The 25506-nt window shown below is 64.5% G+C and carries 23 protein-coding genes; 14 read left to right on the top strand and 9 right to left on the bottom strand.

Translation table 11 applies throughout. The annotated features are described in order from the left end of the window. Together QMK31_RS14435 and QMK31_RS14440 are read right to left on the bottom strand one after the other, a co-directional pair. Window positions 1–1431, bottom strand: a complete 1431-nt coding sequence (locus QMK31_RS14435) for an aspartate aminotransferase family protein (RefSeq protein WP_283501643.1) — start codon at window positions 1429–1431, stop codon at window positions 1–3. Between the two features lie 3 nt (window positions 1432–1434). Further along, window positions 1435–1917: an Lrp/AsnC family transcriptional regulator gene (locus tag QMK31_RS14440; RefSeq protein WP_283501644.1), complete on the bottom strand. Its 483-nt coding sequence runs from the start codon at window positions 1915–1917 to the stop codon at window positions 1435–1437. A gap of 123 nt (window positions 1918–2040) precedes the next feature. Here QMK31_RS14440 and QMK31_RS14445 point away from each other — a divergent pair, with 123 nt between their 5' ends. The 5 genes from QMK31_RS14445 (at window position 2041) to QMK31_RS14465 (ending at window position 8448) form a co-directional block, all read left to right on the top strand. Further along, window positions 2041–3477: a gamma-aminobutyraldehyde dehydrogenase gene (locus tag QMK31_RS14445; protein WP_283501645.1), complete on the top strand. Its 1437-nt coding sequence runs from the start codon at window positions 2041–2043 to the stop codon at window positions 3475–3477. 105 nt (window positions 3478–3582) lie between these two features. After that, window positions 3583–4386, top strand: coding sequence for a PP2C family protein-serine/threonine phosphatase (locus QMK31_RS14450; protein ID WP_502853269.1), 804 nt, complete (start codon window positions 3583–3585; stop codon window positions 4384–4386). A 34-nt stretch (window positions 4387–4420) separates the two neighbouring features. After that, a complete protein-coding gene (locus QMK31_RS14455) occupies window positions 4421–4765 on the top strand; it encodes a zinc ribbon domain-containing protein YjdM (RefSeq protein WP_283501646.1) in 345 nt (114 codons plus the stop codon). A gap of 12 nt (window positions 4766–4777) precedes the next feature. Further along, complete coding sequence (locus QMK31_RS14460) at window positions 4778–5374, top strand: FHA domain-containing protein (RefSeq protein ID WP_283501647.1); 597 nt, start codon at window positions 4778–4780, stop codon at window positions 5372–5374. Window positions 5375–5475: 101 nt separating this feature from the next. Continuing rightward, window positions 5476–8448, top strand: a complete 2973-nt coding sequence (locus tag QMK31_RS14465) for an FtsK/SpoIIIE domain-containing protein (RefSeq protein ID WP_283501648.1) — start codon at window positions 5476–5478, stop codon at window positions 8446–8448. A 16-nt stretch (window positions 8449–8464) separates the two neighbouring features. Here QMK31_RS14465 and ald read toward each other — a convergent pair whose 3' ends face one another. After that, window positions 8465–9580, bottom strand: coding sequence for an alanine dehydrogenase (gene ald, locus QMK31_RS14470; RefSeq protein ID WP_283501649.1), 1116 nt, complete (start codon window positions 9578–9580; stop codon window positions 8465–8467). A 250-nt stretch (window positions 9581–9830) separates the two neighbouring features. Here ald and QMK31_RS14475 point away from each other — a divergent pair, with 250 nt between their 5' ends. The 4 genes from QMK31_RS14475 to QMK31_RS14490 are packed head-to-tail and all read left to right on the top strand — an operon-like array spanning window position 9831 to window position 13967. Continuing rightward, the gene (locus QMK31_RS14475) at window positions 9831–11045 is read left to right on the top strand and encodes an ABC transporter substrate-binding protein (protein ID WP_283501650.1); all 1215 of its coding nucleotides are present in this window, start codon (window positions 9831–9833) and stop codon (window positions 11043–11045) included. Beyond that, on the top strand, window positions 11045–12244 hold the full coding sequence (locus QMK31_RS14480) for an ABC transporter ATP-binding protein (protein WP_283501651.1): 1200 nt from the start codon (window positions 11045–11047) through the stop codon (window positions 12242–12244). Before QMK31_RS14475 ends, QMK31_RS14480 begins: the two co-directional genes overlap by 1 nt. Before the next feature lie 2 nt (window positions 12245–12246). Beyond that, on the top strand, window positions 12247–13164 hold the full coding sequence (locus QMK31_RS14485) for an ABC transporter permease (RefSeq protein WP_283501652.1): 918 nt from the start codon (window positions 12247–12249) through the stop codon (window positions 13162–13164). Next, the gene (locus tag QMK31_RS14490; protein ID WP_283501653.1) at window positions 13161–13967 is read left to right on the top strand and encodes an ABC transporter permease; all 807 of its coding nucleotides are present in this window, start codon (window positions 13161–13163) and stop codon (window positions 13965–13967) included. Before QMK31_RS14485 ends, QMK31_RS14490 begins: the two co-directional genes overlap by 4 nt. Window positions 13968–13991: 24 nt before the next feature. On the opposite strand, the gene QMK31_RS14495 is transcribed toward QMK31_RS14490, so the two are convergent. Beyond that, window positions 13992–14984 carry an asparaginase gene (locus QMK31_RS14495; protein WP_283501654.1) on the bottom strand — a complete coding sequence of 331 codons (993 nt, stop codon included), beginning with the start codon at window positions 14982–14984 and terminating at the stop codon, window positions 13992–13994. A gap of 5 nt (window positions 14985–14989) precedes the next feature. Next, a complete protein-coding gene (gene gabT, locus QMK31_RS14500; RefSeq protein WP_283501655.1) occupies window positions 14990–16393 on the bottom strand; it encodes a 4-aminobutyrate--2-oxoglutarate transaminase in 1404 nt (467 codons plus the stop codon). Between the two features lie 103 nt (window positions 16394–16496). Between gabT and QMK31_RS14505 the strand changes: the two genes are divergently transcribed. The 3 genes from QMK31_RS14505 to QMK31_RS14515 all read left to right on the top strand — a co-directional run bounded on the left by QMK31_RS14505 (window position 16497) and on the right by QMK31_RS14515 (window position 18602). Continuing rightward, window positions 16497–16982 (top strand): OsmC family protein, encoded by a 486-nt coding sequence (locus tag QMK31_RS14505; RefSeq protein WP_502853337.1) that lies wholly within the window; start codon window positions 16497–16499, stop codon window positions 16980–16982. A 148-nt stretch (window positions 16983–17130) separates the two neighbouring features. Then, window positions 17131–17490: a PadR family transcriptional regulator gene (locus QMK31_RS14510; RefSeq protein WP_283501657.1), complete on the top strand. Its 360-nt coding sequence runs from the start codon at window positions 17131–17133 to the stop codon at window positions 17488–17490. Continuing rightward, entirely contained in the window at window positions 17487–18602 is a 1116-nt protein-coding gene (locus tag QMK31_RS14515) for a hypothetical protein (RefSeq protein ID WP_283501658.1), read from the top strand. Before QMK31_RS14510 ends, QMK31_RS14515 begins: the two co-directional genes overlap by 4 nt. Window positions 18603–18725: 123 nt before the next feature. Here QMK31_RS14515 and QMK31_RS14520 read toward each other — a convergent pair whose 3' ends face one another. Together QMK31_RS14520 and QMK31_RS14525 are read right to left on the bottom strand one after the other, a co-directional pair. Next, complete coding sequence (locus QMK31_RS14520; protein ID WP_283501659.1) at window positions 18726–20072, bottom strand: aminotransferase class III-fold pyridoxal phosphate-dependent enzyme; 1347 nt, start codon at window positions 20070–20072, stop codon at window positions 18726–18728. Window positions 20073–20125: 53 nt separating this feature from the next. After that, window positions 20126–20965, bottom strand: coding sequence for a lysophospholipid acyltransferase family protein (locus QMK31_RS14525; protein WP_502853278.1), 840 nt, complete (start codon window positions 20963–20965; stop codon window positions 20126–20128). Window positions 20966–21032: 67 nt separating this feature from the next. Here QMK31_RS14525 and dxr point away from each other — a divergent pair, with 67 nt between their 5' ends. Then, the gene (dxr, locus tag QMK31_RS14530; RefSeq protein ID WP_283501660.1) at window positions 21033–22115 is read left to right on the top strand and encodes a 1-deoxy-D-xylulose-5-phosphate reductoisomerase; all 1083 of its coding nucleotides are present in this window, start codon (window positions 21033–21035) and stop codon (window positions 22113–22115) included. A 34-nt stretch (window positions 22116–22149) separates the two neighbouring features. Here the strand turns inward: dxr and QMK31_RS14535 are convergent, their stop codons facing one another. Next, complete coding sequence (locus tag QMK31_RS14535) at window positions 22150–22671, bottom strand: mucin-associated surface protein (RefSeq protein ID WP_283501661.1); 522 nt, start codon at window positions 22669–22671, stop codon at window positions 22150–22152. Beyond that, complete coding sequence (locus tag QMK31_RS14540; RefSeq protein WP_283501662.1) at window positions 22668–23885, bottom strand: serine/threonine-protein kinase; 1218 nt, start codon at window positions 23883–23885, stop codon at window positions 22668–22670. The genes QMK31_RS14535 and QMK31_RS14540 overlap by 4 nt, the downstream gene beginning before the upstream one ends. A gap of 146 nt (window positions 23886–24031) precedes the next feature. Here QMK31_RS14540 and QMK31_RS14545 point away from each other — a divergent pair, with 146 nt between their 5' ends. Continuing rightward, window positions 24032–25411, top strand: a complete 1380-nt coding sequence (locus QMK31_RS14545; protein ID WP_283501663.1) for a M50 family metallopeptidase — start codon at window positions 24032–24034, stop codon at window positions 25409–25411. Window positions 25412–25506: the final 95 nt, after the last annotated feature.

Here is a 25506-nt window from a genome sequence, read left to right on the forward strand (position 1 = left end):
CTACATATACTTCGGTGCCTCAGCCAGTACCCCGTGCAGAATCTCGCCGATCTCCGCGAATTCCTTCGGGCCGATGGTGAGCGGGGGAGCGAGCTGGATGACCGGGTCGCCACGGTCGTCGGCGCGGCAGTACAGGCCAGCCTCGTAGAGAGCCTTCGACAGGTAACCGCGCAGCAGCCGCTCCGACTCCTCATCGTTGAACGTTTCCTTGGTGCCCTTGTCCTTGACCAGCTCGATGCCGAAGAAGTACCCGGCACCGCGCACGTCGCCGACGATCGGCAGATCGAGAAGTTTCTCCAGCTCTTTGCGGAACAGTGGCGAATTTTCGCGCACATTCTCGTTGAGTTTTTCCTCCTCGAAGATGTCCAGATTGGCCAGCGCTACGGCGGAGGAGACCGGGTGTCCGCCGAAGGTATAGCCGTGGTAGAACGTCGTGTCGCCGTGCTTGAAGGGTTCGTAGATGCGGTCACTGACGATGGTTGCGCCGATCGGCGAGTATCCGCTCGTCATGCCCTTGGCACAGGTGATCATGTCGGGCTGGATGCCGTAGGTCGTGGAGGCGAACATGTTTCCGATGCGACCGAACGCCGTGATGACCTCGTCCGCGACCAGGAGCACGTCGTACTTGTCGCAGATTTCGCGGACGCGCTTGAAATAGCCGGGGGGCGGGGGAAAGCAGCCTCCCGAGTTCTGCACCGGTTCGAGGAACACGGCGGCGACGGTCTCGGGGCCCTCGAACTGGATCATCTCTTCGATGCGGTTCGCGGCCCACTGACCGAATACCTCAAGGTTGTCGCCGAGACCGAGCCCGGGGCTCATCTCCTCGGCACGATAGAAGTTCGTGTTGGGAACGCGAAAGCCACCGGGGGTGACCGGCTCGAACATCTCTTTCATCGCGGGGATTCCGGTGATGGCCAGCGCTCCCTGAGGGGTGCCGTGGTAGGCGACGTTGCGGGAGATGACCTTGTGCTTGGTGGGGCGACCCATCAGCTTCCAGTAGTACTTCGCAAGCTTGAAGGCGGTCTCGACTGCTTCGCCGCCGCCGGTGGAGTAGAACACCCGGTTGAGGTCGCCGGGAGCGTAGGAGGCGAGCCGGTCGGCCAGTTCGATCGCGTTCGGATGGGCGTACGACCAGATCGGGAAGAAGGCGAGCTCTTCGGCCTGCTTCGCGGCGACCTCGGCGAGACGCTTGCGTCCGTGGCCGGCGTTGACCGTGAACAGGCCGCTCAGGCCGTCGATGTACTGCTTACCCTTGGAGTCCCAGATGTGGTGTCCCTGGCCCTTGACGATGATGGGCACTCCGGCTCCGGACTCCATCACCGACTGACGGGAGAAGTGCATCCATAGGTGGTCCTTGGCCTTTTGCTGCAGCTCGGCGTTATGGGCGTCGCTGTACGCGGTCGATGAATCGATGGGCGTGGTGAGAGTCATTTTTTACCGTGTTCCCCAGTTATAGAACTGTTTGTGGAGTTTGAGATAAACGAACGTCTCGGTGGAGAGGACTCCATCGAGATTGCGGATCTTGGAGTTGAGCAGTTCGAGCAGTTCGTCGTCGTCTTCGCAGACGACCTCGGCGAGAATGTCAAAGGTGCCGGCCGTGAGCACGACGTAGTCAACGGCATCGATTGCCGCCAGCTGCTCGGCGAGCACACGGGTATCGGCCGAGGCGCGAATGCCGATCATGGCCTGACGAAAGAAACCCAACTGCATCGGGTCGGTCACGGCGACAACCTGCATAACGCCGGCGTCGGTGAGCTTTTGCACCCGCTGTCGCACGGCCGCTTCACTGAGACCGACGGCTTTGCCGATCTCCGCGTACGACCGACGTCCGTCGGCTTGAAGCTGTTCGATGATCTTTTTTGACACATCGTCGAGCGGGGCCGGCTTGGGCGGGTGACCGCGCCTTTGTCCATTCATGCATCGATTCTGTCAGTCCAAATGCACTTCGGCAAGCGAATCCGTCGCACATAATGCAAATCACTGCGCATTTCATTTGTAGATCTGGGTGCATATCAAATTGAAATAGGTACACTGGGCCGCATGAGCGCCCCCGAGTTACGCAACTTCATCAACGGCCAATACGTCGATTCCACATCGTTGGAACGTTTCGATCTCGTCGACCCCGCGACCGAAACGGTCTATGGCAGCAGCCCGGTGTCGAATGCGACCGACGTGGACGGAGCCTACCGGGCTGCGGCATCCGCTTTTGAAATTTGGGGTGAGACAACTCCGGCGGCGCGCCAACTCGCGCTGTTTCGAATTGCCGACGCGATCGAGGCTCGGGCCGAAGAATTCGCCGACGCCGAGTCGCTGGACACCGGCAAGCCGCGTTCCACCCTCGTCGACGACGAAATTCTGCTTTCGGTCGACCAGATTCGTTTCTTCGCCGGTGCCGCCCGCAACCTCGAAGGTCGAGCGGCCGGCGAGTATATGACCGACCATACCTCGTTCATTCGGCGTGAACCGATCGGTGTCGTCGGTCAGGTCACACCCTGGAACTATCCGCTGAATATGGCCGTCTGGAAGTTCGCTCCCGCGCTCGCCGCCGGCAACACCACGGTGCTCAAACCGTCTGACACCACCCCGAGTGCGACCCTGCTGCTCGCCGAGGTCGCGGCGGAGTTTCTACCGAACGGCGTGCTCAACGTGATCACCGGCGACCGCACGACCGGAGCCGCCATGATTGACCACAGAACCCCGCAGCTCGTATCGATCACCGGTTCGGTGCGGGCCGGAATGGCCGTCGCCGAGGCCGCGTCGCACGACCTGAAACGGGTACACCTCGAACTCGGCGGCAAAGCCCCCGTGATCGTGTTCGACGATGCTGACATCGAGCTCGCCGTCGCCGGGATCGTCGCCGCCGGCTTCTTCAACGCCGGCCAGGACTGCACAGCGGCCACTCGGCTACTCGTTCAGGCCGGAATTCACGACGAATTCGTCGCCGCGCTGACCGCCTATGCCAGGGATAACGCGCGCACCGGAGCGCCCGCCGAGCAGGGAATCCTGTTCGGGCCGGTCAACAACGTCAACCAACTCGCCCAGGTATCGGGCTTCGTCGACCGGCTGCCCGACCATGCCGTGCTCGAACTCGGGGGCCATCGAGTCGGCAACACCGGATACTTTCACGAAGCGACCATTGTCAGCGGCCTAAAGCAGACCGACGAGGCGGTGCAGCACGAGATCTTTGGCCCCATGATGACCGTGCAGCGCTTCACCGATGAGGCCGAGGCCCTGCGCTGGGCGAACGACGTGCAGTACGGCCTGGCGTCGTCGGTGTGGACCCGCGATCACGGTCGTGCGATGCGCTTGGCCAAGCACCTCGATTTCGGTTGTGTGTGGATCAACACTCACATTCCCATCGTTGCCGAGATGCCCCACGGCGGTTTCAAACACTCCGGCTATGGCAAGGACCTCTCGATGTATGGGTTCGAGGATTACACCCGCATCAAGCACGTGATGAGTTACATCGGACACTAGGCGGTGCGGTGGCTGCGAATGGTGACGTTATTATGGTCCAAGTCCTTCGGTGAACGTTGGAACGGCGGGGACGAATTCGTGCCCCACTCTCGGAAGGCACCACCCGTGACCCAGATTGGTCAAGGTTCGACCGGATTTCGTGTCGAACTGCCCAGCGCAGCAACGACGTTGACGTTGGCGTGGGCAGCCCTGACCGATGTCGGCCATCGCCGTGAGGTGAACGAGGACAGCTTTCTCGCCGCGCCGCCGCTGTTCGCTGTCGCCGACGGTATGGGCGGGCACTCGGCCGGAGATGTCGCCAGTGCCGCCGTCGTGACCAGGCTGGCTGAGCTCACCGGAACACTCGTGGCGGAGGCCGGTTCGATCGATCGGGCGCTCGCTCTCGCGGTGGAAGACATGGCGCAGGGGGTCGGGGTCACCGATCAGGGGACCGGAACGACCGTAACCGGCGTGGCGCTGGCGCTCGTCTCGGATGCCGTCAGTTGGATTGTGTACAACATCGGTGATTCCCGGGTCTACCAGCTCACCGGCGGGGTTCTCGAGCAGGTCACCAACGACCACTCGGTCGTGCAGGAGCTGGTCGACGCCGGGCGCATCACCCGCGAAGAAGCAGACGTGCACCCACACGGCAACATCATCACCCGCGCCGTCGGCTTTCACGAACCACCCATTCCCGATTACCGCATCCTGCCGATCCAGGCGGGCATGCGAATTCTGGTCTGCTCTGACGGACTGACCAAGGAACTCACCTCCTACGGAATCCGTCATTTTCTGCTCGAAAAGAAGCTGGCAGCGGATGCCGTTGCGGCCATGGTCGAGGCGGCCCTGGAGAACGGCGGTCGGGACAATATCACGGCGATCGTGGTCGATGTGCTGGCGGTCGAACCCTACGAGGCGCCCGAATCCTGATCGTGTCGCTCGCCGGTCGCGTATTATAGAACGAGTGAATGACACCCTGCCTCCGTGCCCTGAATGCTCCAGCGACCTGACCTACGAGATGGGCTCACTGCTGGTTTGCCCGCTCTGCGCGCACGAATGGTCGAACGAACCGGTCGAGGAAGAGCAGGAAGCCCTAGTCAAAGACGCCTTCGGAACCGTCTTGACCGATGGCGACACCGTCTCGATCATCAAGGACCTCAAGGTCAAGGGCCAGTCGTTGTCGATTAAGGTCGGCACCAAGGTGCGCAACATCCGTCTCGTCGATCCGGTCGACGGTCACGACATCGACTGCAAGGTCGACGGTTTCGGGTTCATGCAACTCAAGTCCAGTCTGGTCAAAAAGGTCTAGGTTCAGCCGCTCGTGACCTGTCAAATTTGCGGGGCCTGGTTGCCGGTCGGCGCCATGTTCTGCGGCGAATGCGGCAGCTCTCGCACCGCCACCGTTGCGTCGCGTAAGCGTCCGGACCCCCGCCCGAACGACACGACGATCATTGCACGCCTGCCGCGCTCGCCCGTCGTGATTTCCGTACCGATCCCAGTGGCCGTGCCGGTACCGGTGCGGGCTGCTGCCGTCGTGACCGCTGCACCCACAACTGCACCCGCCGCGGTGCCGATGGCGGCACTACCAACCCGGGCGACCTTCGTGTTGAAGTTCAGCACGGGCCAGCGGGTGTCGGTGCACGGTTCCGGCCTGATCGGACGCAAGCCCCTTCCCCAACCCGACGAAATCTTCGACGAACTCATTCGGGTAGCGGATGCCGACCGCTCTGTCTCGAAAACCCACCTTGAGTTTGGCCAGCACGACGGTGAATTCTGGGTCAGCGACCGGGTCTCAGGTAACGGTACGGTCATCCGCCGTCCCGGCGAAACGGCCGAGCAGCTTGAGCCGGGGCGACGCTACGTTCTGCCTCGCGGCACCCGGGTCGAAATCGCCGACCATTCCTTCAGCGTCGCCTGACCGGCCGTCGACGCCTCCTCCACTGGCGCCGCGAACGCCGATCGTGCACCGATGGGCCGATTGAGGCCGCTTTTCGATCCGCGATCTGGTCTGCTGGACGGGTGTCCACCGTCGATGAGTCCCTCTCCCTGCCTCCTGCGCCAGCCATGCTGCCGCCGGCCGGGTTTCCCATCCTCGCCACGGTGGCACCGCTGGCGGCGGCCGGGCTGATCTGGACGATCACCGGCTCGGCTTTTGCGCTGATCTTCGCCGTCCTCAGCCCGATCATTGCGGTGGCCAGCATGTTCGATTCAAAACGCCTGGGCCGCAAACGTCGCCGGGCCGAGACGGCATCGCAGACCGAGGCGGTGGCGTTGCTGCGCACCGTCATCACCGAACGTCAAACCCGCTGGCGCGACGAAGCATGGCAACACACTCCATCAGCCCGAACCATCGTGCGCGGCAGCGCTGCCGCCGCGCGCTGGCGGCAGACGGATGCGGCCCTCGTCGCGCTTGGAAAGGGTCCGGCTCCGAGCGGAATTCGACTCGGCGGGGCGAGCGTGCCGAACGAGCACCGCGAGCTGCGGGACTGGGCCGCGACCGTGACCGGTGCACCGATCGTCGTCGACCTGACGCACGGGCTCGGGATCGTCGGTCCAATTCCGCTCGCGGATGCCCTCGCCCGAGCCGTACTCGTGCAACTCTGCTTCGCGATGCCGCCGACCGACCTTGGCATCTCCAGCGAGACCGGCCAGCACACGAGCGACTGGAACTGGGTGGCCCAGCTGCCTCATGCCGCACCAACGCCGGGCCGGCTCACGATCAGGCTTCGAACCGAGTCCACATCACAGCCCGGCACCGCCTCACCGCCCGCCGCCGCGCACCCGCGCACCGAGCCCGATCGTGGGCGGCTTCTCTTGGTCGTCGCGTCGCGGCTGGAAGATCTTCCTCCCGGTTGCGGAACGGTCGTACGGGTGAATGGGCCGGCCCGAGCACAGATCATCCGATCGCCGAATCGGGCGCCGCCCGTCGATTTCTGCCCGGAATTGCTGGCCAGGGCCGAAGCGTCCGACTTCGCCGTGACAATAACCGAGCAGGCTCGCGCCGCCGGACTCCTCACCATGGCCGAGGCGCTCCCGACCTCAGTCACCCTGACGGAATTGCTCGAACACGGAGCCGGTGCCTCGGCGGCCGACTGCGCCGCGGCCCCGCCGAGCCTGGACTGCCTGATTGGTATCGGCCGAGACGGGCCGGTGCGAATCGATCTCGTACAATCCGGACCGCACGCCGTTGTCGGGGGAACCACCGGCAGCGGCAAGAGCGAACTCCTCACCACGTGGGTCGCAGCGTTAGCCGGCACTTATTCGCCCAGCCAGGTGAATTTTCTGCTCGTCGATTTCAAGGGCGGCGCTGCCTTTCAACCCCTCGGGCGACTCCCGCACTGCGTAGGCCTCATCACCGATCTCGACTCGAACACCGCAGCCCGAGCCTTGGCCAGTCTGGGGGCCGAACTGCGCTACCGTGAACGGATGCTCAGCGCTGCCGGGGCGCGAGACCTGACCGACGTGAGGCTGGAGCATCCGCTGCCGCGGTTGGTCATCGTCGTCGATGAATTCGCAACGATGCTCGGGGTGTTTCCCGAACTGCACGCCCTGTTCGTCGACATAGCCGCCAGGGGGCGATCGCTCGGTGTCCACCTGATTTTGTGCACCCAACGACCCTCGGGAGTCGTGCGCGACGCGCTGCTGGCGAACTGCAGCCTGCGCCTGTCCCTGCGGGTGAATAATCGCGCCGACAGCCAGGCTGTGATCGGAACGGATGCCGCGGCCGCACTGGCAGTGAATGAGCCCGGCCGTTGCCTCGTCGCCACCGAAGCGGGCGAAACGGTTCTCTGCCAGGTCGCGACGACCGGGGATCTCGACATTGGGAGCATCGCGGCGGCAACTTTGTGCCAGCCGTTCCTGGGGACGCAGCGACGTCCGTGGCTCGATCCGCTCCCGCCGGTGGTCGACCTGGGCGATTTGGAGGTCGTCGACGTCCCAACACCCGGCTATCCACTTGGATTGCTCGACGAACCCGAGCGTCAGCGATACCGCGTGTTCGCCTACTCTCCGGAAGTCGACGGGCATCTGCTCGTCGTCGGTGGGTCAGGTTCGGGCAAATCCACACTGCTGCACACGCTGGCCCGCGCGGCCGACGGGCAGCGCCTGACCCAATTGGTCGCCGCGGACGTCGAATCAGCCTGGGACGCCCTCGCGAACATCAACGCCCTGGTCGAAACCGGTCAGCAGACACCCGCATCACCCCGGTTGGTGCTCTTCGATGACTTCGACTCCGTTTGCGCTCGCTGGCAGCCCGACCATCGGCTGGCTGCGGTTGACCTGCTCACCGGGCTGCTGCGGGACGGACCGGCCGCCGGTGTGCACGTTGTCGTGGCCGTGCAACGGCACACGAGCGTGGTTCCCGGGCTGGCCGCCCTCTGCCCAAGCACGCTGCTGCTGAGACTGCCCACCGTGCAGGACCACCTCGCTGCCGGAGGACAGTCGGCCAGCTACAACGGCTCGCTGCCGGCGGGCGGGGGAGTCTGGAATTCCCTGCGAGTGCAACTTTTGGCGCCCGAGGGGTCTCAGGTGTCGGCGCCAACCGGAACGCCTATCCCGGGCCTTCCCGGCTCCGGCCCACTGCTGATCGTGTCCTCGTCTCCCCGGAGCACAGCGACCCGGTTGCGCGGTGCCCTGGGCGCGTCGGTGACGGAGCTGGCGGGAACGAGCGGGCCGGCGGCATCCGCCCTGCAGGTTGCAGGGGAAGGCGGCCAACAGGATGCCGCTGGCCGGGTGATCGTCGTGGGTGACGCCGAAACCTGGCAGGCGCACTGGACGCTGCTGGCGAAGCTGCGCGGCCAGACTGCGAACGGCCCGTCCTCGAGCGACCAGCCGGTGAGCCTGGTCTTTGATCGGTGCAGCCTGTCAGATTTTCGCCTGCTGAGCCATCGCCGGGAGCTGCCGCCGCCATTGGCTCCCGGGCGCGGACGGGTTTGGGTGCTGCACCCGGACGGCGAGGTGACTCGGGCCGTGCTGCCGGAAGGTGACCCCTGACCCTTGAAGCTGGACGCTAGAGCAGCACTTCGGCGACGGGCTGGTGGGGCAACCCATGGGCGAGCGCCACGGGGGCGCTGGTCAGTCGCCCGCTGAAGGCGTTGAGGCCCTGGGCGAGCGCGGCGTCCGCGCGCAGCGCGTTGACCCATCCCAGTGTGGCGAGAGCCCGCACATAGGGCAGCGTTGCGTTTGTCAGGGCATAGGTCGAGGTGTGCGGCACGGCACCGGGCATGTTCGCGACGCAGTAGAACAGCGACCGGTGAACGGTGAACGTGGGGTCGGCGTGTGTGGTCGCATGGCTGTCGGCGAAGCACCCTCCCTGGTCGACGGCGATATCCACCAGTACGCTGCCCGATTTCATGCGCGACACGAGTTCATTGCTGACCAGTTTGGGTGCCTTCGCGCCGGGAATAAGTACCGAGCCGATGACCATGTCGGCCTCCGAAACTGCTTTGTCGATCTCGAAACTGTTCGAGGCGATGGTCTTGACCCGGCCGAAGAGCAGGGCGTCGATCTCGCGCAGCCGAAATAAGTTGGTGTCGAGTACGGTCACCTCGGCACCGAGACCGAGGGACACCTGCATCGCGGCAGTGCCAGCGACACCGCCGCCGAGAACAACGATCTTCGCTGGATGGGTGCCTGGAACTCCCGGTACCAAAAGGCCGGGGCCGCCGTTCGGCTTGAGCATGACATTGGCTCCGACGATTGGTGCGAGCCGGCCGGCGACCTCGCTCATCGGCGCCAGAAGGGGCAGGGACCGCGAAGGCAACTGCACTGTTTCGTAGGCGATCGCGGTGACGCCGCTCTCGAGCAGGGCCCGGGTCAGCTCGGGTTCGGCCGCCAGATGCAGGTAGGTGAACAGCACCAGATCGGCGCGAAAATAGCCGTACTCGCTCGCCACGGGTTCCTTGACCTTGAGTAACAGATCGGCGGCCGCCCAGATGCTCGCGGCATCGGGCAGAATCGTCGCTCCGGCAGAGGCATACTGCTGATCGCGAATTGACGAACCGACGCCGGCGCCGGCCTGCACGAGAACATCGTGACCGTGCAACACGAGGTCATGAACCCCCGCCGGGGTAATCGCGACCCGAAACTCATTGTTCTTAATCTCGGTGGGAATGGCGATTCTCATGGTGATCCTCTCGAAGCGTGCTCGTCAACGAAGCGCTCAGCGCCGCTCTCGCCACCACCCTAGTCGCGAGCAACCGACGTTTTCGAAGGCGAATGTTGCGAGTTTGTGCTGATTTCGTGACAAATCGATTGCAAGATCAATGTTTTGACCTCTTTTAGGTGTTTCTACCACTGATATGTGCAATTATCGACCAACTCGCAACGCAGCGAGTCTTGACCCTGTGCGTGCCCAGAATGCTAGGAGAACCCTGATGAAGTCCAAGCCGCTGCCCGCCGATCCCATGATCCGCCAACTCATCCGCCAGGCGCAGAACTCCCAGATGGGGCGTCGCACTCTTCTGGCTGGCGCCGGTGCCGGCGCTACCGCGCTCGCTCTCGCCGCGTGCTCCTCCGGTGCCGCGGCCAAACCCACCGCTGCCGCCGACACCTCAGCCACCGATAAGACCATCCGCTGGGACAACTGGGCGCTCTACGTCGACGTCGACGACGCCGGCAACTACCCAACCCTCGACGCGTTCAAGGCCCAAACCGGTCTTTCGGTCAAGTACACCGAAGCCGTCGACGACAACAACTCCTACTACGGCAAGGTAAAAGACCAACTCGCCCTCGGTCAGGACATCGGCGCCGACGCCGTGTGCCTGACCGACTGGATGGTGAGCCGTATGATTCGATTCGGCTATACCCAGGAACTTGATCACGCCAATATTCCCAATCTCGCCAACCTGCTTCCGTCGCTTCAGGACGTTGACTTTGACCCGGGGCGCGCCATGAGCATTCCGTGGCAGGGTGGGTTCGCCGGTCTGGCCTGGAACAAGGAGAAGTTTCCGCAGGGCCTGACCTCTGTCGAAGACCTCTGGGCGCCGGAGCTGAAGGGCCGCGTTGGTGTGCTCTCCGAAATGCGCGACACGATGGGCCTGATCATGTTGGACCAGGGTGTCGACATCTCTGGCAAATGGGGTGAGGAGGAATTCACCGCGGCCATCGACGAGTTCAAGAAGCAGGTTTCCGACGGCCAGATTCGCAACATTAAGGGCAACTCGTACAAGGAGGACCTCGCCAACGAAGACACCCTCGCGGCAATCGTCTGGTCCGGGGATATCGTGCAGCTCAACGCCGAGAATGGCGACAAGTGGGGGTTCATCGTTCCGGAAAAGGGCGGCACGCTCTGGAACGACAACTTCGTGGTGCCGATCGGCTCGCCCGGCAAGAAGAATGTTGAAGAACTCATCAACTATTACTACGATCCCGCGGTTGCCGCCGAGGTCGCCGCGTACGTGAACTACATCACCCCGGTGGTTGGAGCTAAGGAAGCCATGATGGCTATCGATCCGGCTCTGGCCGAAGATCCGCTGATCTTTCCCGACGATGCGACCCTGGCCAACGCCTACGTTTTCCGTGGCCTCGACGGCACCGAAGAACAGACCTTCAACGCCCAGTTCCAGGCGATTCTGCTGGGTGCAGCCTGATGGCCGTCGGTGCGTTCGCCGATCGTGGCGCTGACCTGGAACTGGTCGGCATCGAGAAACGTTTCCCCGGGTTCACCGCAATTGAAAATCTCAACCTCACCATTCCGGCCGGATCGTTCTTCGCGCTGCTCGGCCCCTCAGGCTGCGGCAAGACGACTACGCTGCGGCTCGTTGCTGGGTTGGAAGAACCCACTAGCGGTCGCATCCTCATTGGGGGAACGGATGTGACAAATCAGAAATCCTTTCAGCGCCCGGTCAATACCGTGTTTCAGAGCTACGCTCTCTTTCCGCACATGACCGTGCTGGAGAACGTGGCATTCGGGCTGCGCCGACGCAAGATCGGCGACCCGGTGGCCAAGGCGCACGAGGCGCTGCTCCTGGTCGAACTTGATCACCTCGCCCAGCGCAAACCACAGCAGCTCTCCGGCGGTCAGCAGCAACGGGTGGCGCTGGCCCGCGCCATCGTCAACCGGCCGGCGCTGCTCCTGCTCGACGAGCCGCTCGGAGCGCTCGACCTTAAGCTCCGACGTCAAATGCAGCTCGAGTTGAAGACCATCCAGGAAGAGGTCGGCCTCACCTTTCTGCACGTGACCCATGATCAGGAGGAGGCCATGACCATGGCCGACACCATCGCTGTCATGAACAAGGGTCGTATCGAGCAGATGGGCGAACCTCAGCAACTCTACGAACTGCCAAGGACCGCGTTCGTCGCCAACTTTCTCGGCCAGTCCAACCTCTTCACCGGTCCGGTCGTCTCCACCACGAGCACCGCTATCGCGGTCGATGTCTCCGGACAGAAGATTGTGGTTCCGCTGGAGCGTGCCCACCGCGTGGCCGGCGAGGTCACTATCGGCGTTCGTCCCGAGAAGCTCACCCTGCACGCCGAAGAGCCCAGCCACGATGCCGGCCGCAACGTGATGGGCCCTGGCAAGGTCATCGATGTGTCCTTCAGCGGGGTCAGCACGCAATATCTGGTGGCCGTTCCCGGGGTCGGCACCATGGTCGTCTTCGCTCAGAACATGGCTTTCGGCCCGGCCGCGCACGTCGGTGCCGAGGTCTGGCTCAGCTGGAACATCGACCACGGCTTCGGCCTAGACGACGATCCGACCGCTGAACCGCGATTCGAGGCCGACCTCGACACGAAGACCATCGCGCAGCAGCGCCGGTCTTCCCTCGTCACGGAGCTTGAGGAGGCTTAGCGATGGCTTTCGCCGCGTTCTCGACCACCACCGCGCCGTCGACCGACCCGGTCGCCCGGCGTCGCAGTCCGGTGGCGCTGTTTCTGCTGCTCCCCGGCATCCTCTATCTGGTGCTGTTTTTCCTTACCCCGCTGGTGTCGCTGCTGCTGACGTCGTTCCAGGCACCGCGGGAGTTCGGCGATATCGGCCAGTACGACTACGCCTTTCGCTGGCAGAACTACGTCGAGGTTGTCACGACCTACTGGCCGCACATCGTGCGATCGTTCAGCTACGCGCTGGCCGCGACGTTTTTCGCACTGCTGATCAGTTACCCGCTGGCCTATTTCATCGGGGTGAAGGCTCGCAAATGGCCGCTGCTGCAGAGTCTCATGCTCGTGCTCGTGATCGCGCCGTTCTTCATCAGCTTTCTGCTGCGCACCCTGGCCTGGAAGCAACTGTTCTCCGACGAGTCCTTCGTCGTGCAGTCGCTGAAAGCGCTGTCGCTGCTGGGGCCGGAAGCCCACGTGACCGGAACGGCATTCTCGGTGATTTTCGGTCTGACCTACAACTTCATTCCGTTCATGACGCTGCCCCTGTACACGACCCTGGAACGGCTCGACGTACGCTACCTCGAGGCCGGCAATGACCTCTACGCGAGCCCGTTCCAGGTGTTCCGCAAGGTCACCATTCCGCTGTCCATGCCCGGTATCGTGGCAGGAACCCTGCTCACCTTCATCCCTGCCGCCGGTGACTACATCAACGCCAGCCGGGACTTTCTCGGTGGTACCGGCACGCAGATGATGGGAAATGTCATCGAGGCGAACTTTCTGGTGCTGCAGAATTACCCCTCAGCGGCGGCCCTGTCAATCATTTTGATGACCGTGATCCTGGTGATCGTCAGTATCTACGTCAAACGATCTGGAACGGAGGAACTGCTGTGAAACTCTCCCTCGGCAAGTGGCTACTTCCCGTGTACAGCGGCCTGGCGTTGCTGTTTCTGATGATTCCCATCGGATATACCTTCGTCTATTCCTTCAACGATTCCCTCAAATCGAACATCACCTGGCGCGGTTTCACCTTCGACAAATGGCTGAACGTCTGCAACGTGCAGAACGGGGCCGTCTGTCAGGCCTTCGGCAACAGCCTGTTCATCGGAGCCGTCGCCACGGTCGTCGCGACCACCCTCGGCACCATGATCGCGATCGCCATCGTGCGCTACCGGTTCAAGTTTCGGTCGCAGACCAGCCTGCTCTTATTCCTGCCGATGGCCACCCCCGAGGTCGTGCTCGGCGCGGGCCTGGCGGCGCAGTTCCTATCGCTGGGAGTGCCCAAGGACATGCTGACGATCATTCTCGCGCACACGATGTTCTGCATCAGCTTCGTCGTCGTCACCGTGAAGGCGCGCGTAGCGAGCCTCGACCCGGCTTTGGAAGAAGCTGGTCGAGACCTGTACGGTTCGGCCATGCAGGTCTTCGCACGCATCACTTTTCCGCTGCTGCTGCCTGGTATATTGGCGGCCGCCCTGTTGTCGTTCGCGCTGTCCTTCGACGACTTCATCATCACGAACTTCAACTCCGGCGCGGTCACGACCTTTCCCAAGTACATCTACATCTCGGCAGCGCGCGGCATTCCGGCCGAAGCCAACGTGCTCGCTTCGGCCGTGTTCATCATCGCGCTCGTGGTTGTGGTGACGGTGCAGGTCTCGGGGGCAGCGAAGGCGCGGCGGCTGGCCAGGCTCAGCTGACACGTTTCGGCCCGTTCGCGCCAGCTAGACGTAGCTGGCGCGAATCTCTCCGACCGGCTGGCCGCCGCCGGTGACGGTGAGGCCGAGCTCTGGCAGCAGCTCGGTGACATCCGTTCGCGCGATGGCGCCCGCGTCGGCCAGCAGGCCGAGTGCGACTGCCGCGGCGGCGCGCAGGTTTCCGTCGAGAATCTTCAGTGCCACGGTCGTGCCGTTCTCGGCGGCGGCGACCATGATCCCCTCCGCTCCGCCCTTCACGAACAGTCCGAGACGGTCGATCACGATGCTGTCCGAGTGGCCGGGACCGGCCACCACCCAGCCGTTGGCGCGCACCGCTTCGGCCAGGTATCCCGCCTCACGGTAGATCGCAAACGGTGAGTTGGACTTGCTGGTGGCGATGCGCGCGATGCCGCGGGCGAGCCCGGTGAGGGAGATCGCGTGCACCGGAGCGCCGCACCCATCGGTGCCGGAAGCCACCGGCCGTTCGCCGGTGAAACGTTCGAGCACGTCAAGAATGCGTTTCTGCAGTGGATGCGCCGACTCCAGATAACCCTCCAGCGCCCATCCGTTTTGCTGGCACGCCGCGAGCATCGCCGCATGCTTGCCAGAGCACTCCATGTAAACCGATGCTTTGCCGGCGCCGAGCCGCACGAGGGTGTCGCGGGCTGCGGAATCGATCGGCCAGGCCGCCGGGCAGGCGAGCGCAGTCTCTGGCACTTTGGCCCGGGCGAGGAGCCCGCGAACGAGGTCGATGTGGGCTGCGGTGCCGGTGTGGCTCGCGGTGGCGATGGCGGCATCCGCTCCCCGCAGGGCGACGCCGCTCGCCATGACCGCAACGGCCTGGAACGGTTTCATGGCCGAGCGCGGAAATACCGGGCTGGTCACGTCGCCCAGCGTGCGCAACACCTCACCGTTGGTGCCGAGCACGATCGCCGAACCGGCATGGCGGGACTCGACGAAGCCGCTGCGCTCGACGACGGCGAGTTCGACCGAATCGTCGACGGTGAAGGTTTCCGTCACGAAGATCAGAGGGCGGCGGCGTGGGCGGCCATGGCGTCGTCGATCACCGAGAGGGCGTCGACGATGAGCGCGTCGGACAGGGCCAGGCTCGGCAGAAAGCGCAACACATTGCCGAACGTGCCGGCAGTGAGCAGCAGAACACCGTGCTGGCCGGCGTAGGTCGAGATGGCGGCGACAGCGGCGGCGTTGGGGGCCTTGGTGGTGTCGCCGGTCCCCGGCTGCACGAGCTCGATCGCGATCATGGCACCACGGCCGCGAATCTCACCGATGATGTCGTACTTGTTCTTCAGCACGGTCAGGCCCGCGGTGAGGGACTTCTCGATGCGCTGCGCTTCGCCGAGCAGGTTGTTGGCCTCGATCGCATCGAAAACGGCGATCGCTGCGGCGCAGGAGACGGGGTTGCCGCCGAAGGTGCCGCCGAGGCCGCCTGGCTGGGAGGCATCCATAATTTCGGCGCGGCCCGTGACAGCGGCGAGGGGGAAGCCGCCGGCGATTCCCTTGGCGCTGAGTACGAGGTCGGGGATCCAACCGAAGTGCTCGCTCGCGTAATACTTGCCAGAGCGGGCCATTCCGCTCTGAATCTCATCGGCGATCATGACGACACCGTTGATGCTGCACCATTCCTGCAGGGCCGGGAGGTAGCCATCCGCTGGCACCATGAAACCGCCCTCGCCCTGGATCGGTTCGACCACCAGGCAGGCCAGGTCGCTCGCCCCGATCACCTTGTCGAGGTAAGCAATGGTGCGGGCAGCCGCCTCGGTACCGGTCAGGCCGTCGTGATAGGGGTAGGAGCTCGGCGCGTGGTAGACGTCGCTCGCGAGCGGGCCGTAGCCGGTGGCGTACGGCATGGCCTTATAGTTCATGGCCATGGTCAGCACGGTACGGCCGTGGTAAGCGTGGTCGAGCACGGCGACGGCGCGCCGGCCGGTGTACTTGCGGGCGATTTTCACACCGTTCTCGACGGCTTCGGCACCGGAGTTGATGAGCACGCTCTTCTTCGGGAAATCTCCCGGGGTGTGCTCGGCGAGCAGCTCGGCGACCCGAACGTATTCTTCGTACGGGGTGACGGTGAAGAGGGTGTGGATGAAGTCCTGGGACTGTTCGACGGCCGCGGCAACGACGCTGGTCTCGGTATGACCGATCGTCGTCACGCCGATCCCGGCGCCGAGGTCGATGAACTGGTTGCCGTCGACGTCGATAAGGATCGCGCCGTTGGCTTTGGCGATGTAAACGGGAAGCATGGAGCTGACCCCGTCGGAGACGACCGCGCGGCGCCGCTCATGCAACGCCGCCGAGATCGGACCGGGAATAGCGGTCACGATCTTTCGTTCTTGTGCAACGGTGTAGCTGATTGCGGCAGTCGTGGTTGCGTCGGACGTGGTGGCGGAGTCTGTGCGGGTGTCAGTCATGATGCATCCACTTTACCGATCCCATTCCCCACGACGCTGGTTGTGCTGTCAGAATTGTTGGACACCCGGCATTTTGTCGAGGTCGAGCGATTTTCGAGGGGGAATCATGATCGGTGAGCACAATTACGCGGTGCGGGTGGATTGGACGGGCAACCAGGGCACCGGTACGACCAACTACCGGGCCTACGGGCGCCAGCACACGATCACGCCGCTCGGAAAGGGGGCCGAGGGCAAGGAGGTCATCAAAGGGTCAAGTGATCCCACCTTTCATGGCAACGCCGAGCGCTGGAATCCGGAAGAACTGCTGCTGGCCGCGCTCAGCCAGTGCCACATGCTGTCCTACCTGCATGTCGCCGTGCGCAACGGTGTGACCGTTGTGGCCTACACCGATTCCGCCAGCGGCACGTTGCGGCAGCTCCCGGCTGGCGGAGGCAGTTTCGTATCCGCTACCCTGCACCCCCGCGTGACGATCACCGACCCGAACCAGGTTGAATTCGCGCAGTCGCTGCACGCGGAGGCGGCCCGTGAATGCTTCATCGCAGCGTCGATGAATTTTCCGGTCGAGCACGAGCCTCTCACCACGGTCTAGAAACGCAGGGCGCGCGCGAGCCGTGAGTTCCGGGCACGGCTCGTCGAGGCGTTTAGAGAGCGCGCATGGCGCAGTAGTGCGGTTTGCGTAGTAGTGTGGGATGCGTTGAAGGCGTATGTGAGCGCTTCGACCATTCGAAGGGGATGTGATGGATACCACCCAGTTACTCAAGGGGGTGCTTGACCTGGCCGTTCTGGCCGTGATCGTAGACGAGGACGGCTACGGCTACGACATTGTGCGCCGGTTGCGCGCCGCCGGGCTCGATGAGGTCGGGGACGCCTCGGTCTATGGCACCCTGCGGCGACTGTACAGCGCGGGTGCACTGTCGAGCTACGTCGTTCCCTCGGATGGCGGACCGCACCGTAAGTACTACGGGATGAACCCGCACGGACGGGCCATGCTCGCCGAACAGCGCGCGAACTGGACCCACTTCGCCGACACCCTCAGCCAGCTGCTCGAGAAACCGCAGCCTTCCGTCTCCCTAGCCACGATTGGCGATAACTTATGAGCGACACCGCCACGACCACCCAGTCCATTCGAGACTTCGCCCTCGCTGTGCGAACTGCCCTGAGCGATCTGCCAACCGACGACGTCGATGAGCTCACTGACGGACTCGAGGCCGACCTGACGGAGCAGGCGGCCGATGTCGAGGCCGCTGACTCGGCGGCGCCGGACTTCGAGCTCGACGATCCGGTCGCCTACGCCGACGAGCTGCGCCGCGCTGCTGGGCTTCCGGTGCGAGGAACGGATGCTCCCGCCCGGGTGCCGTGGCTGCGCCGGCAGCGCACCCGGGTCGGTGCGCTGCGGGCGGGCGCGACCCGGCGCATCCGCTCAAGTGCCGCCGGCAGCCAACTGCTGGACTTTATGCTCGTGCTGCGCCCGCTGTGGTGGGTGCTGCGCGGCTGGGTCGTCTACGCGGTGGCAGCGGCTCTTCTGGGCGGCGCCATCAGCACCGTGCCGACCGATCCGTTGCGGTGGCTCGTTCTGACGGCCTTCGTGGTCTTGAGCGTGCAGTGGGGCCGTGGCCGGTGGCTGCCTTGGCGCTGGCTTCCCGGTTTTCGCACCGTGGTGAGCGTGTGCACGGTTCTTGTCCTGCCGATGGTGCTGTTGATCACGGCCAACCAGACCGGTGCCCAGAACAGTGCATACGTGGACTACAACCCGTATCCTGCGCCCGGACTCATGCAGAACGGCGAGCAAGTAACCAACCTGTTCGCCTACGATGCCGACGGCCAGCCGCTCACGGATGTGCAGTTGTTCGACCAGGACGGCCGTGCGCTCAACGTGGTCAACGACCCGGCCAATACCGACTACCTGCCCCAGCTCGATGCGGTCGGCGAGCAGGACATGGTGGTGCCGAGCCTCTTGGTGCCGGGCGGGAGCGGGTGGAACGTGTTTCCGCTCCGGCTCGTGACCTCTGCGGACATCGACTACACGTACGATCTTCTCGGACAGGCCCACCAAGCGGATGCCGCACCGTCACCGTTCCCATTCGCCCAGGTACGGCCCCTCGTGCCGGTGTCCGAGGCAGGGGAGCCCACGCCGTCGCCCACGCCCGATCCTGCTCCGGTGCCCACGCCGGAGCCGTCGGCATCCGCCGCACCGGTAGCCGAACAATGACGCGCCCGGAGGCCGGCGTGTTGGCGGTCATCAGCCCATCGGCGATCGACCTGCCGCCGACCCACTCCGTCGACATTACTCACTGGGTCGGTGCCGGCGCCGCCGCTGGTTAGGTGCCAGCGCCTACGCCGGGTAGGCCGCGACGAGAGCGGTGAGGGCCTCCTCGAGCACGGTCGCGGCGTCGTCGATGAGCTCGTCGGAGATCACAACACTGGGCATGATGCGCAGCACGGAATCCCAGCTGCCAGCGTCCAAGGCAATGACACCGTTCGTGGTGGCGTGCTTGATCACGGCGGTAAGGGCCTCGGGGTAGGGCTTCCTGGTTCCGGGGTGCACGAGCTCGACGCCGAACATCGCGCCCTTGCCGCGCACCTCGCCGACGATGGGGAACCTTTCGGCCCAGTCGCCGATACGTGCCCAGAGGGCGGCCTCCACCCGCTTCGCCTCGCCGAGCAGATCATCCCGCTCGATCAGGTTGAACACCGCGAGGGCGGCAGCGGTCGAGACCGGGTTACCGCCGAAGGTGCCGCCGATGCCGCCCGGCTGCACGGAATCCATGATGTCGGCGCGGCCGGTCACTGCGGCCAGCGGAAACCCGCCGGCGATGCCCTTGGCCGTGGTGACGAGGTCGGGCACGACGTCGTGGTGCTCGATCGAGTACCACACGCCGGTGCGCGCAATGCCGGCCTGAATCTCGTCGGCCACGAAGACGATGCCGTTCTCCGTGCAGAATTCGCGGATGCGCTTGAAGTAGCCGGGCGCGGGAATCACGATTCCGCCGTCGCCCTGGATCGGCTCGACGAAGAACGCAGCGACCTCGGTCGCGCCGATGTGGGTGTTGATGTAGTCGATGGTTTTCTCGGCCGCTTCCAGCCCGCTCAGGCCGTCACGGAACGGATAACTCGTCGGCACACTATAGATCTCGCCGGGGAAGGGGCCCATTCCGGCGCGTTCCGGCCAGGGCCGGTAGGTCATCGTCATGGTCAGATTGGTGCGACCGTGGAAGGCGTGGTCGAGGGCCACGATGGCTCGGCGTCCGGTAAATTTACGGGCAATCTTCACCGCGTTCTCCACCGCTTCAGCGCCGGTGTTGACGAGAACGGAATGCTTCTCAAAATCTCCGGGGGTGATCGCGGCCAGTTTCTCGGCGACGGCCACATAGTTCTCATAGGGCGTGACCGTGAACAGGGTGTGGGTCAGTTTCGCTGCCTGAGCGGATGCCGCAGCTGCGACCTCCGGATGCGCGTGACCGATCGTGGTCACCCCGATTCCGCAGCCGAGGTCGATGATCTGGTTGCCGTCGACGTCGACCAGGATGGCTCCCGCGCCGTGGTCCATATAGATGTTGGCAAGAGTGCCGGCGCCGCGGGCGACCGTCTTCTCGCGCCTGGCCTGAAGTTCAACCGATTTGGGGCCGGGAAGGGCCGTCACGAGCTTGCGTTGCTGGGGCACCGAATACGTTGCAGTCATTGTTCCAGCCTATGACGGTCGGCGGTGCCTGCTGACCGGATCGCCACTGGCCGCTACAGGCGCTCGCGCGGAAAGACCCGGCGGGCGAGACGATTGAGCGTGCCCACCGGCGGCGATTCGTTGTAGGCATGAGCCAATTCCTGGCCGGACAGGCCGTGAATGGCCGCCATGATCTCATCCGTCGCCTGACGGCGGGCCTTGCCCGACGTCGCGTGGCCATGATGGCTGAGGTCGAGCGGTTGACCGAAGCTGACCGTGACCTTACGAATGCGGGGTACCTTGGTGCCGACCGGCTGAATCTCCTGCGTACCGATCAGTCCCACCGGAACCACGACGGCCCCCGTGGTGAGGGCCAGCCACGCGACGCCGGTGCGGCCCTTGTAGAGACGGCCGTCGAGTGAGCGGGTACCCTCCGGATAGATCGCGAACGCACCCTCGGCGTCGAGCACCGCCCGACCCTCATCGAGGGCAAGCTGCGCGGCCTGTCCGGCACCGCGTTCCACCCCGATGGCGCCGATCGCGGTGAAGAACGTGCGGGAGACCCAACCCCTGAAACCGGTTCCGGTGAAGTAGGTCGATTTGGCGAGGAACTGCACCCGTCGGGTTGCGACGAGTGGAATGACGATGCTGTCGATGAAGGAGAGGTGGTTGCTGGCCAGGATGACGCGGCCCGTAGCGGGGATGTTCTCCCGCCCCAGAATGCGCGGGCGGAACACGACACGGGCGACGGGCGCCATGATGCCGTACCCCAGAAAGTAGACGAAACCCGGACGCTTCACGCGTTCCGGTTCGTCGGGCAGGTCTGCAGGCTCGTCGAGAGGGACCGCTGCGGATTCGCTATCGCTGGTGTCGGTTGCGTCGTCGTCTATGGGTTCTGCTTTGGCACCAGTCACCCGTTGACCCTACGCCACAGTTACCGCGCACCGAACATGACCCGCGGCATGCACGTAGCATGGAGGGGTGCAGAGAGTAATCATTCTTGGGTCTACGGGCTCGATCGGAACCCAGGCCCTCGACGTCATTCGCGCCAACCCCGAACGGTTCGAGGTCGTCGGTCTCGCGGCCGGAAGCAACCGTGAGCTTCTCGATGCGCAGGCCCTTGACTTTCGCGTTGAGCACACAGCCTTGGGGGCGGATGCTGCCGAGCAGCTCGTGCGCGACGTCGACGCCGACGTTGTGCTGAACGGCATCACTGGTTCGGTCGGTCTCGGACCGACGCTCGCCGCATTGAAGGCCGGTCGTACCCTGGCCCTGGCCAATAAGGAGTCGCTCATCGTCGGCGGCGACCTGGTGAAATCGCTCGCCGCGCCCGGGCAGATTGTGCCCGTCGATTCCGAACACTCGGCCATCGCGCAGGCATTGCTGGCCGGAACCCCGCACGAGGTACGTCGACTCGTGCTGACGGCATCCGGTGGGCCGTTTCGTGGATTTACGCGGGAGCAGCTGGCCCGGGTCACCCCAGCACAGGCCCTCGCGCACCCCACCTGGAGCATGGGACTCGTGGTGACCACCAACTCGGCCACCCTCGTGAATAAGGGCTTGGAGATCATCGAAGCGCACCTGCTGTTCGACGTGGAATACGACCGCATCGACGCCGTCGTGCACCCGCAATCCGTGGTGCACTCCATGGTCGAATTCGTCGACGGATCAACGATCGCGCAGGCAAGCCCCCCGGACATGCGCCTGCCGATCTCGCTCGGGCTGGACTGGCCGAATCGGGTCGCCGCTGTCGGTACCCCGATCGACTGGACACTGCCGCACAGCTGGACTTTTGAACCACTCGACGACGCGGCCTTCCCGGCGGTCGAACTGGCTAAGAAGGTCGGCCGCAAGGGCGGCACCTATCCCGCGGTGTTCAACGCGGCCAACGAGCAGGCCGTTGCGGCTTTTCACGCCGGGCGCATCGGTTTTCTGGACATCGTCGACACGGTGCTGCGCGTGGTCGAATCACACGAACAAAGCTCGGAGCTCACCCGGGAGTCGCTCGCCGATGCCGAGCGGTGGGCGCGTGCCGCGGCTGACAAACTCATCGCGGCACACTAAAGCACCAGTTGCGAGCGCTGGTTGGCCTAGCGCACTAGTTGCACTCGCCGGCCTTGTCCTTGTCCTTCGGGCAGTCTTCCCTGGCTTCCTTGGCGTCTTCGGCAGCGTCTTTCGCGGCTTCTCTGGCCTTCTCCGCGTCCTCCTTGGCCTGCTCAGCATTCTTTTGGGCGTCTTCGTCGTTCTGCTTCGCAGCAAGGGCTGCCGCCTCCTCCGCTGCCAGGGCTGCGGCTGCGGCGGCTACGACGGCGGCATCGATTTCAACGGTCAAATCGTCGCGAACCGAGTTGATTGCGGACTGAATCGAGGCGGATCGTTCGGCGTTGACCTGGCCCGAAGCCGTTGCCGTTTGCAGGTTTTCCTGCATGGCCGTGAGCAGAGTCTGGGCACTCGCGAAGTCCCCGGCGGCTGCCGCCTCACTGATCTGCAAGATCTCACCCTGCAGACTCTCGGCGGTGCTGGCCTGCAGGTCCACGGGATCTGCCGCGCAACCGGCCAGGGGCAGCAGGAGCCCGACAGCGACGGCCGCGACCAGGGTCAGACGATGGCGTCGAATCACGGGTTCACGCTTTCTTGCAGCTCGTGAAGGTGGGTGCCGAGCGTGCCGTCGACGGCTGGATAGCTCGGTGGAACCACGGTGTTGGCGGCGGGGTTGAGAATGACCAGGGCTGCGATTGCGAGGGCGATCAGGGCGACCCCGGTTGCGAGCAAGACGGGCACGCGCCGGCTCGCGGGGCGGCGCGGCTTGATCGGGAGCACGGTGCTGGTGCTGGTGCTGGTGCTGGTGGCAGCATCCGCTTTGAGGATCTCGGTGGGAGCGGCATCGGCAGCCGCAAGCAGCAGGGTGGGCGCCGGGGTCAGGGCAGGCATCAGCAGTGTCGGCCCAGTGGCATTGGCGTTCTGGCTGGCGTTCTGGCTGGCGTTCTGGTGGGCGGTGTCGGTCGCGAGTGCGCGCAGAAGTAGGGAAGCCTCGGCCGCCGTGGGGCGGTCGGCGGCATCGCGCGCGGTCATCGCCGCGAGTACCTCTGACCAGTCCCGGCCGAGATCACTCGGAATCTCCGGCTGCCGTTGAAGCCGGGCCATCGCCGACTCCACGGCGGTTCCGGGATACGCCCGCAGCCCGGTCAGGCACTCGAGCAGGACCAGGCCGAGGGAGTAGACATCCGTCGGGGCGCCAATAGCCGCGCCGAGAGCCTGCTCGGGGCTGAGATAGCTCGCTGTGCCCAGTAGCGACCCGGTCGCGGTGAGTCGGGTCTCATCGAGCAGCCGTGCTATGCCGAAGTCGGCGAGCTTGGCGTGCATACTGCGGGCGGGAAAATCGGATGGCGCCAGCAGCACGTTGGCCGGTTTGACGTCCCGATGAATGATGCCCCGTTCGTGCACGTAGTGCAGCGCTTCGGCGAGGTCGGCGCCCATCGCGGCGGCATCGACACTCGACACGGGGCCATCGTTGATGCGAGTCCGCAGGTCGGGACCGTCGACGAGCTCCATCACGATGAAGGTGCGCGGAACGCCCTCGACGGTTGTGGTTCCGGCGTCGAACAGGGTGACAAGGGCGAAATGGTTCAGGCTCGCTAGTAGGGCGATCTCGCCGCTTTGGCGTTCGGGTTCTGAGGCGCCGCCATCGGCCCGAAAGAGTTTGATGGCAACGGTGCGGCCGAGCGCCGTATCGGTCGCCCGATACACGGAGGCCATCCCGCCGGTGCCGATCAGGCCACCGATCAGAAAGCGGTCGGCTAACAGGCTGCCGACCGGGCCGGATATTGCTGGCACCGGTAGCTGCTGCGTGGGAATAGGTTCGAAAGACAGGGGGGACCTCCTGGTGCGTCCGCCCTCTAGCAAACCACATGAACCCCCTAATCGGCAGGTCGGCTCGCACAGCCAGCCGCTTTGCAGCTTGGTGCGGATACTCTACGACAGTGGAAACCGTACTGCTGTTCATTCTGGGCGTCGCCATTGTTGTCGTGGGACTTGCCGTGTCTATCGGCCTGCATGAAATTGGCCACCTGCTGCCCGCAAAGCTGTTCGGTGTCAAAGTAACCCAGTACATGATCGGCTTCGGCCCGACTCTGTGGTCGCGTACGAAGGGCGAGACGGAGTACGGAGTCAAGGCCATCCCTCTGGGCGGCTATATCGCCATGATCGGCATGTTCCCTCCCTCGAAGAAGGGCGGAGCTCCGCGCAGCACCACCACCGGATTCTTCGACCAGATGGTGCAGGAGGGCGCGCCGGAGAAGAAGTCGAGCGCCCTGTCCACCCTGGTCGATGACGCCCGTCAGGCGAGCGCCGAGACCATCGGCGATGGCGAAGACCACCGTGCGTTCTACCGGTTACCCGTCTACAAACGCGTGATCATCATGCTCGGCGGGCCGACCATGAACCTGCTCATCGCCATCGTGATGTTCGCGATTCTGCTCATGGGGTTCGGCACCCCGCAGATCAGCACGACCATCGGCAGCGTAAGTGAGTGTGTGTTGCCCGCATCGAGCGACCGGCAGACCTGTGAGGCCGCCGACGAAGCCTCGCCCGGTGCCGCCGCCGGCTTGCAGCCGGGCGACCGTCTGATCAGCATCGGCGGAACCGCCATCACCAGCTGGGAGCAGTCGACCGGCATCATCCGTTCAGCCCCCGGCCGTACCCTCGCCGTCGTCGTTGAACGCGAAGGCATCGACGTAGATCTCTCCCTCACCCCCAAACTCACCGAGCGCTACATTTACACCGCCGCGCAGAAGATCAAAACGGATGGCTCCGGCGCGTTGCTGACCGAGGATGTCGGTTTTGTCGGCATCGGCGCGGCGAGCGAACTCGTGCCCCAGCCCGCCACCGCCGTGCTGCCCGCAGTCGGCGACAACATCGGCGGGGTCGCGCACATGATCCTCAACCTGCCCGACCGGCTGGTTGCCGTCGCGAATGCTGCCTTCGGTCCGGGGGAGCGCGACCTGAACGGTCCAATCAGTGTGGTCGGTGTAGGCCGGGTTGCGGGTGAGATCGCGAGCATCGAAACGATCCCGGTCGCCACCAAGGTGGCGAGCATGTTCCAATTGCTCGGATCGCTCAATATCGCCCTGTTCGTGTTCAATCTGGTTCCCCTGCTGCCTCTCGACGGCGGCCACGTTGCCGGGGCCCTGTGGGAAGGCATCCGTCGATTCTTCGCGAAGCTGTTCAAACGGCCCGACCCTGGACCGGTCGACATGGCCAAGCTCATGCCGCTCACGCTCGCGGTTGTCATTCTGCTCGGAGGGATGAGCCTGTTGCTCATCTACGCCGACATCGTCAAGCCGATCAACCTCTTCGGCTGATCGCTGTCTTCGGCCGCCGGTGGGGTCGAACCGTTCGGGCGAGCGGGCGCCAAGCCTGGCAAGGCCAAGCGGATACCCGCAGCGCCGAGAATACC

This window comes from Cryobacterium sp. PH31-O1 (assembly GCF_030063455.1).
GTDB lineage: Bacteria > Actinomycetota > Actinomycetes > Actinomycetales > Microbacteriaceae > Cryobacterium.

What these genes read in the sequence shown, in the direction of transcription:
- QMK31_RS14485 (WP_283501652.1), top strand. Translation starts at nt 12,247, where the DNA reads ATGGCTTTCGCCGCGTTCTCGACCACCACCGCGCCGTCGACCGACCCG.
- QMK31_RS14520 (WP_283501659.1), bottom strand. Translation starts at nt 20,072, where the DNA reads ATGACTGCAACGTATTCGGTGCCCCAGCAACGCAAGCTCGTGACGGCC.
- QMK31_RS14480 (WP_283501651.1), top strand. Translation starts at nt 11,045, where the DNA reads ATGGCCGTCGGTGCGTTCGCCGATCGTGGCGCTGACCTGGAACTGGTC.
- QMK31_RS14510 (WP_283501657.1), top strand. Translation starts at nt 17,131, where the DNA reads ATGGATACCACCCAGTTACTCAAGGGGGTGCTTGACCTGGCCGTTCTG.
- QMK31_RS14515 (WP_283501658.1), top strand. Translation starts at nt 17,487, where the DNA reads ATGAGCGACACCGCCACGACCACCCAGTCCATTCGAGACTTCGCCCTC.
- gabT (WP_283501655.1), bottom strand. Translation starts at nt 16,393, where the DNA reads ATGACTGACACCCGCACAGACTCCGCCACCACGTCCGACGCAACCACG.
- QMK31_RS14440 (WP_283501644.1), bottom strand. Translation starts at nt 1,917, where the DNA reads ATGAATGGACAAAGGCGCGGTCACCCGCCCAAGCCGGCCCCGCTCGAC.
- QMK31_RS14435 (WP_283501643.1), bottom strand. Translation starts at nt 1,431, where the DNA reads ATGACTCTCACCACGCCCATCGATTCATCGACCGCGTACAGCGACGCC.
- ald (WP_283501649.1), bottom strand. Translation starts at nt 9,580, where the DNA reads ATGAGAATCGCCATTCCCACCGAGATTAAGAACAATGAGTTTCGGGTC.
- QMK31_RS14445 (WP_283501645.1), top strand. Translation starts at nt 2,041, where the DNA reads ATGAGCGCCCCCGAGTTACGCAACTTCATCAACGGCCAATACGTCGAT.
- QMK31_RS14475 (WP_283501650.1), top strand. Translation starts at nt 9,831, where the DNA reads ATGAAGTCCAAGCCGCTGCCCGCCGATCCCATGATCCGCCAACTCATC.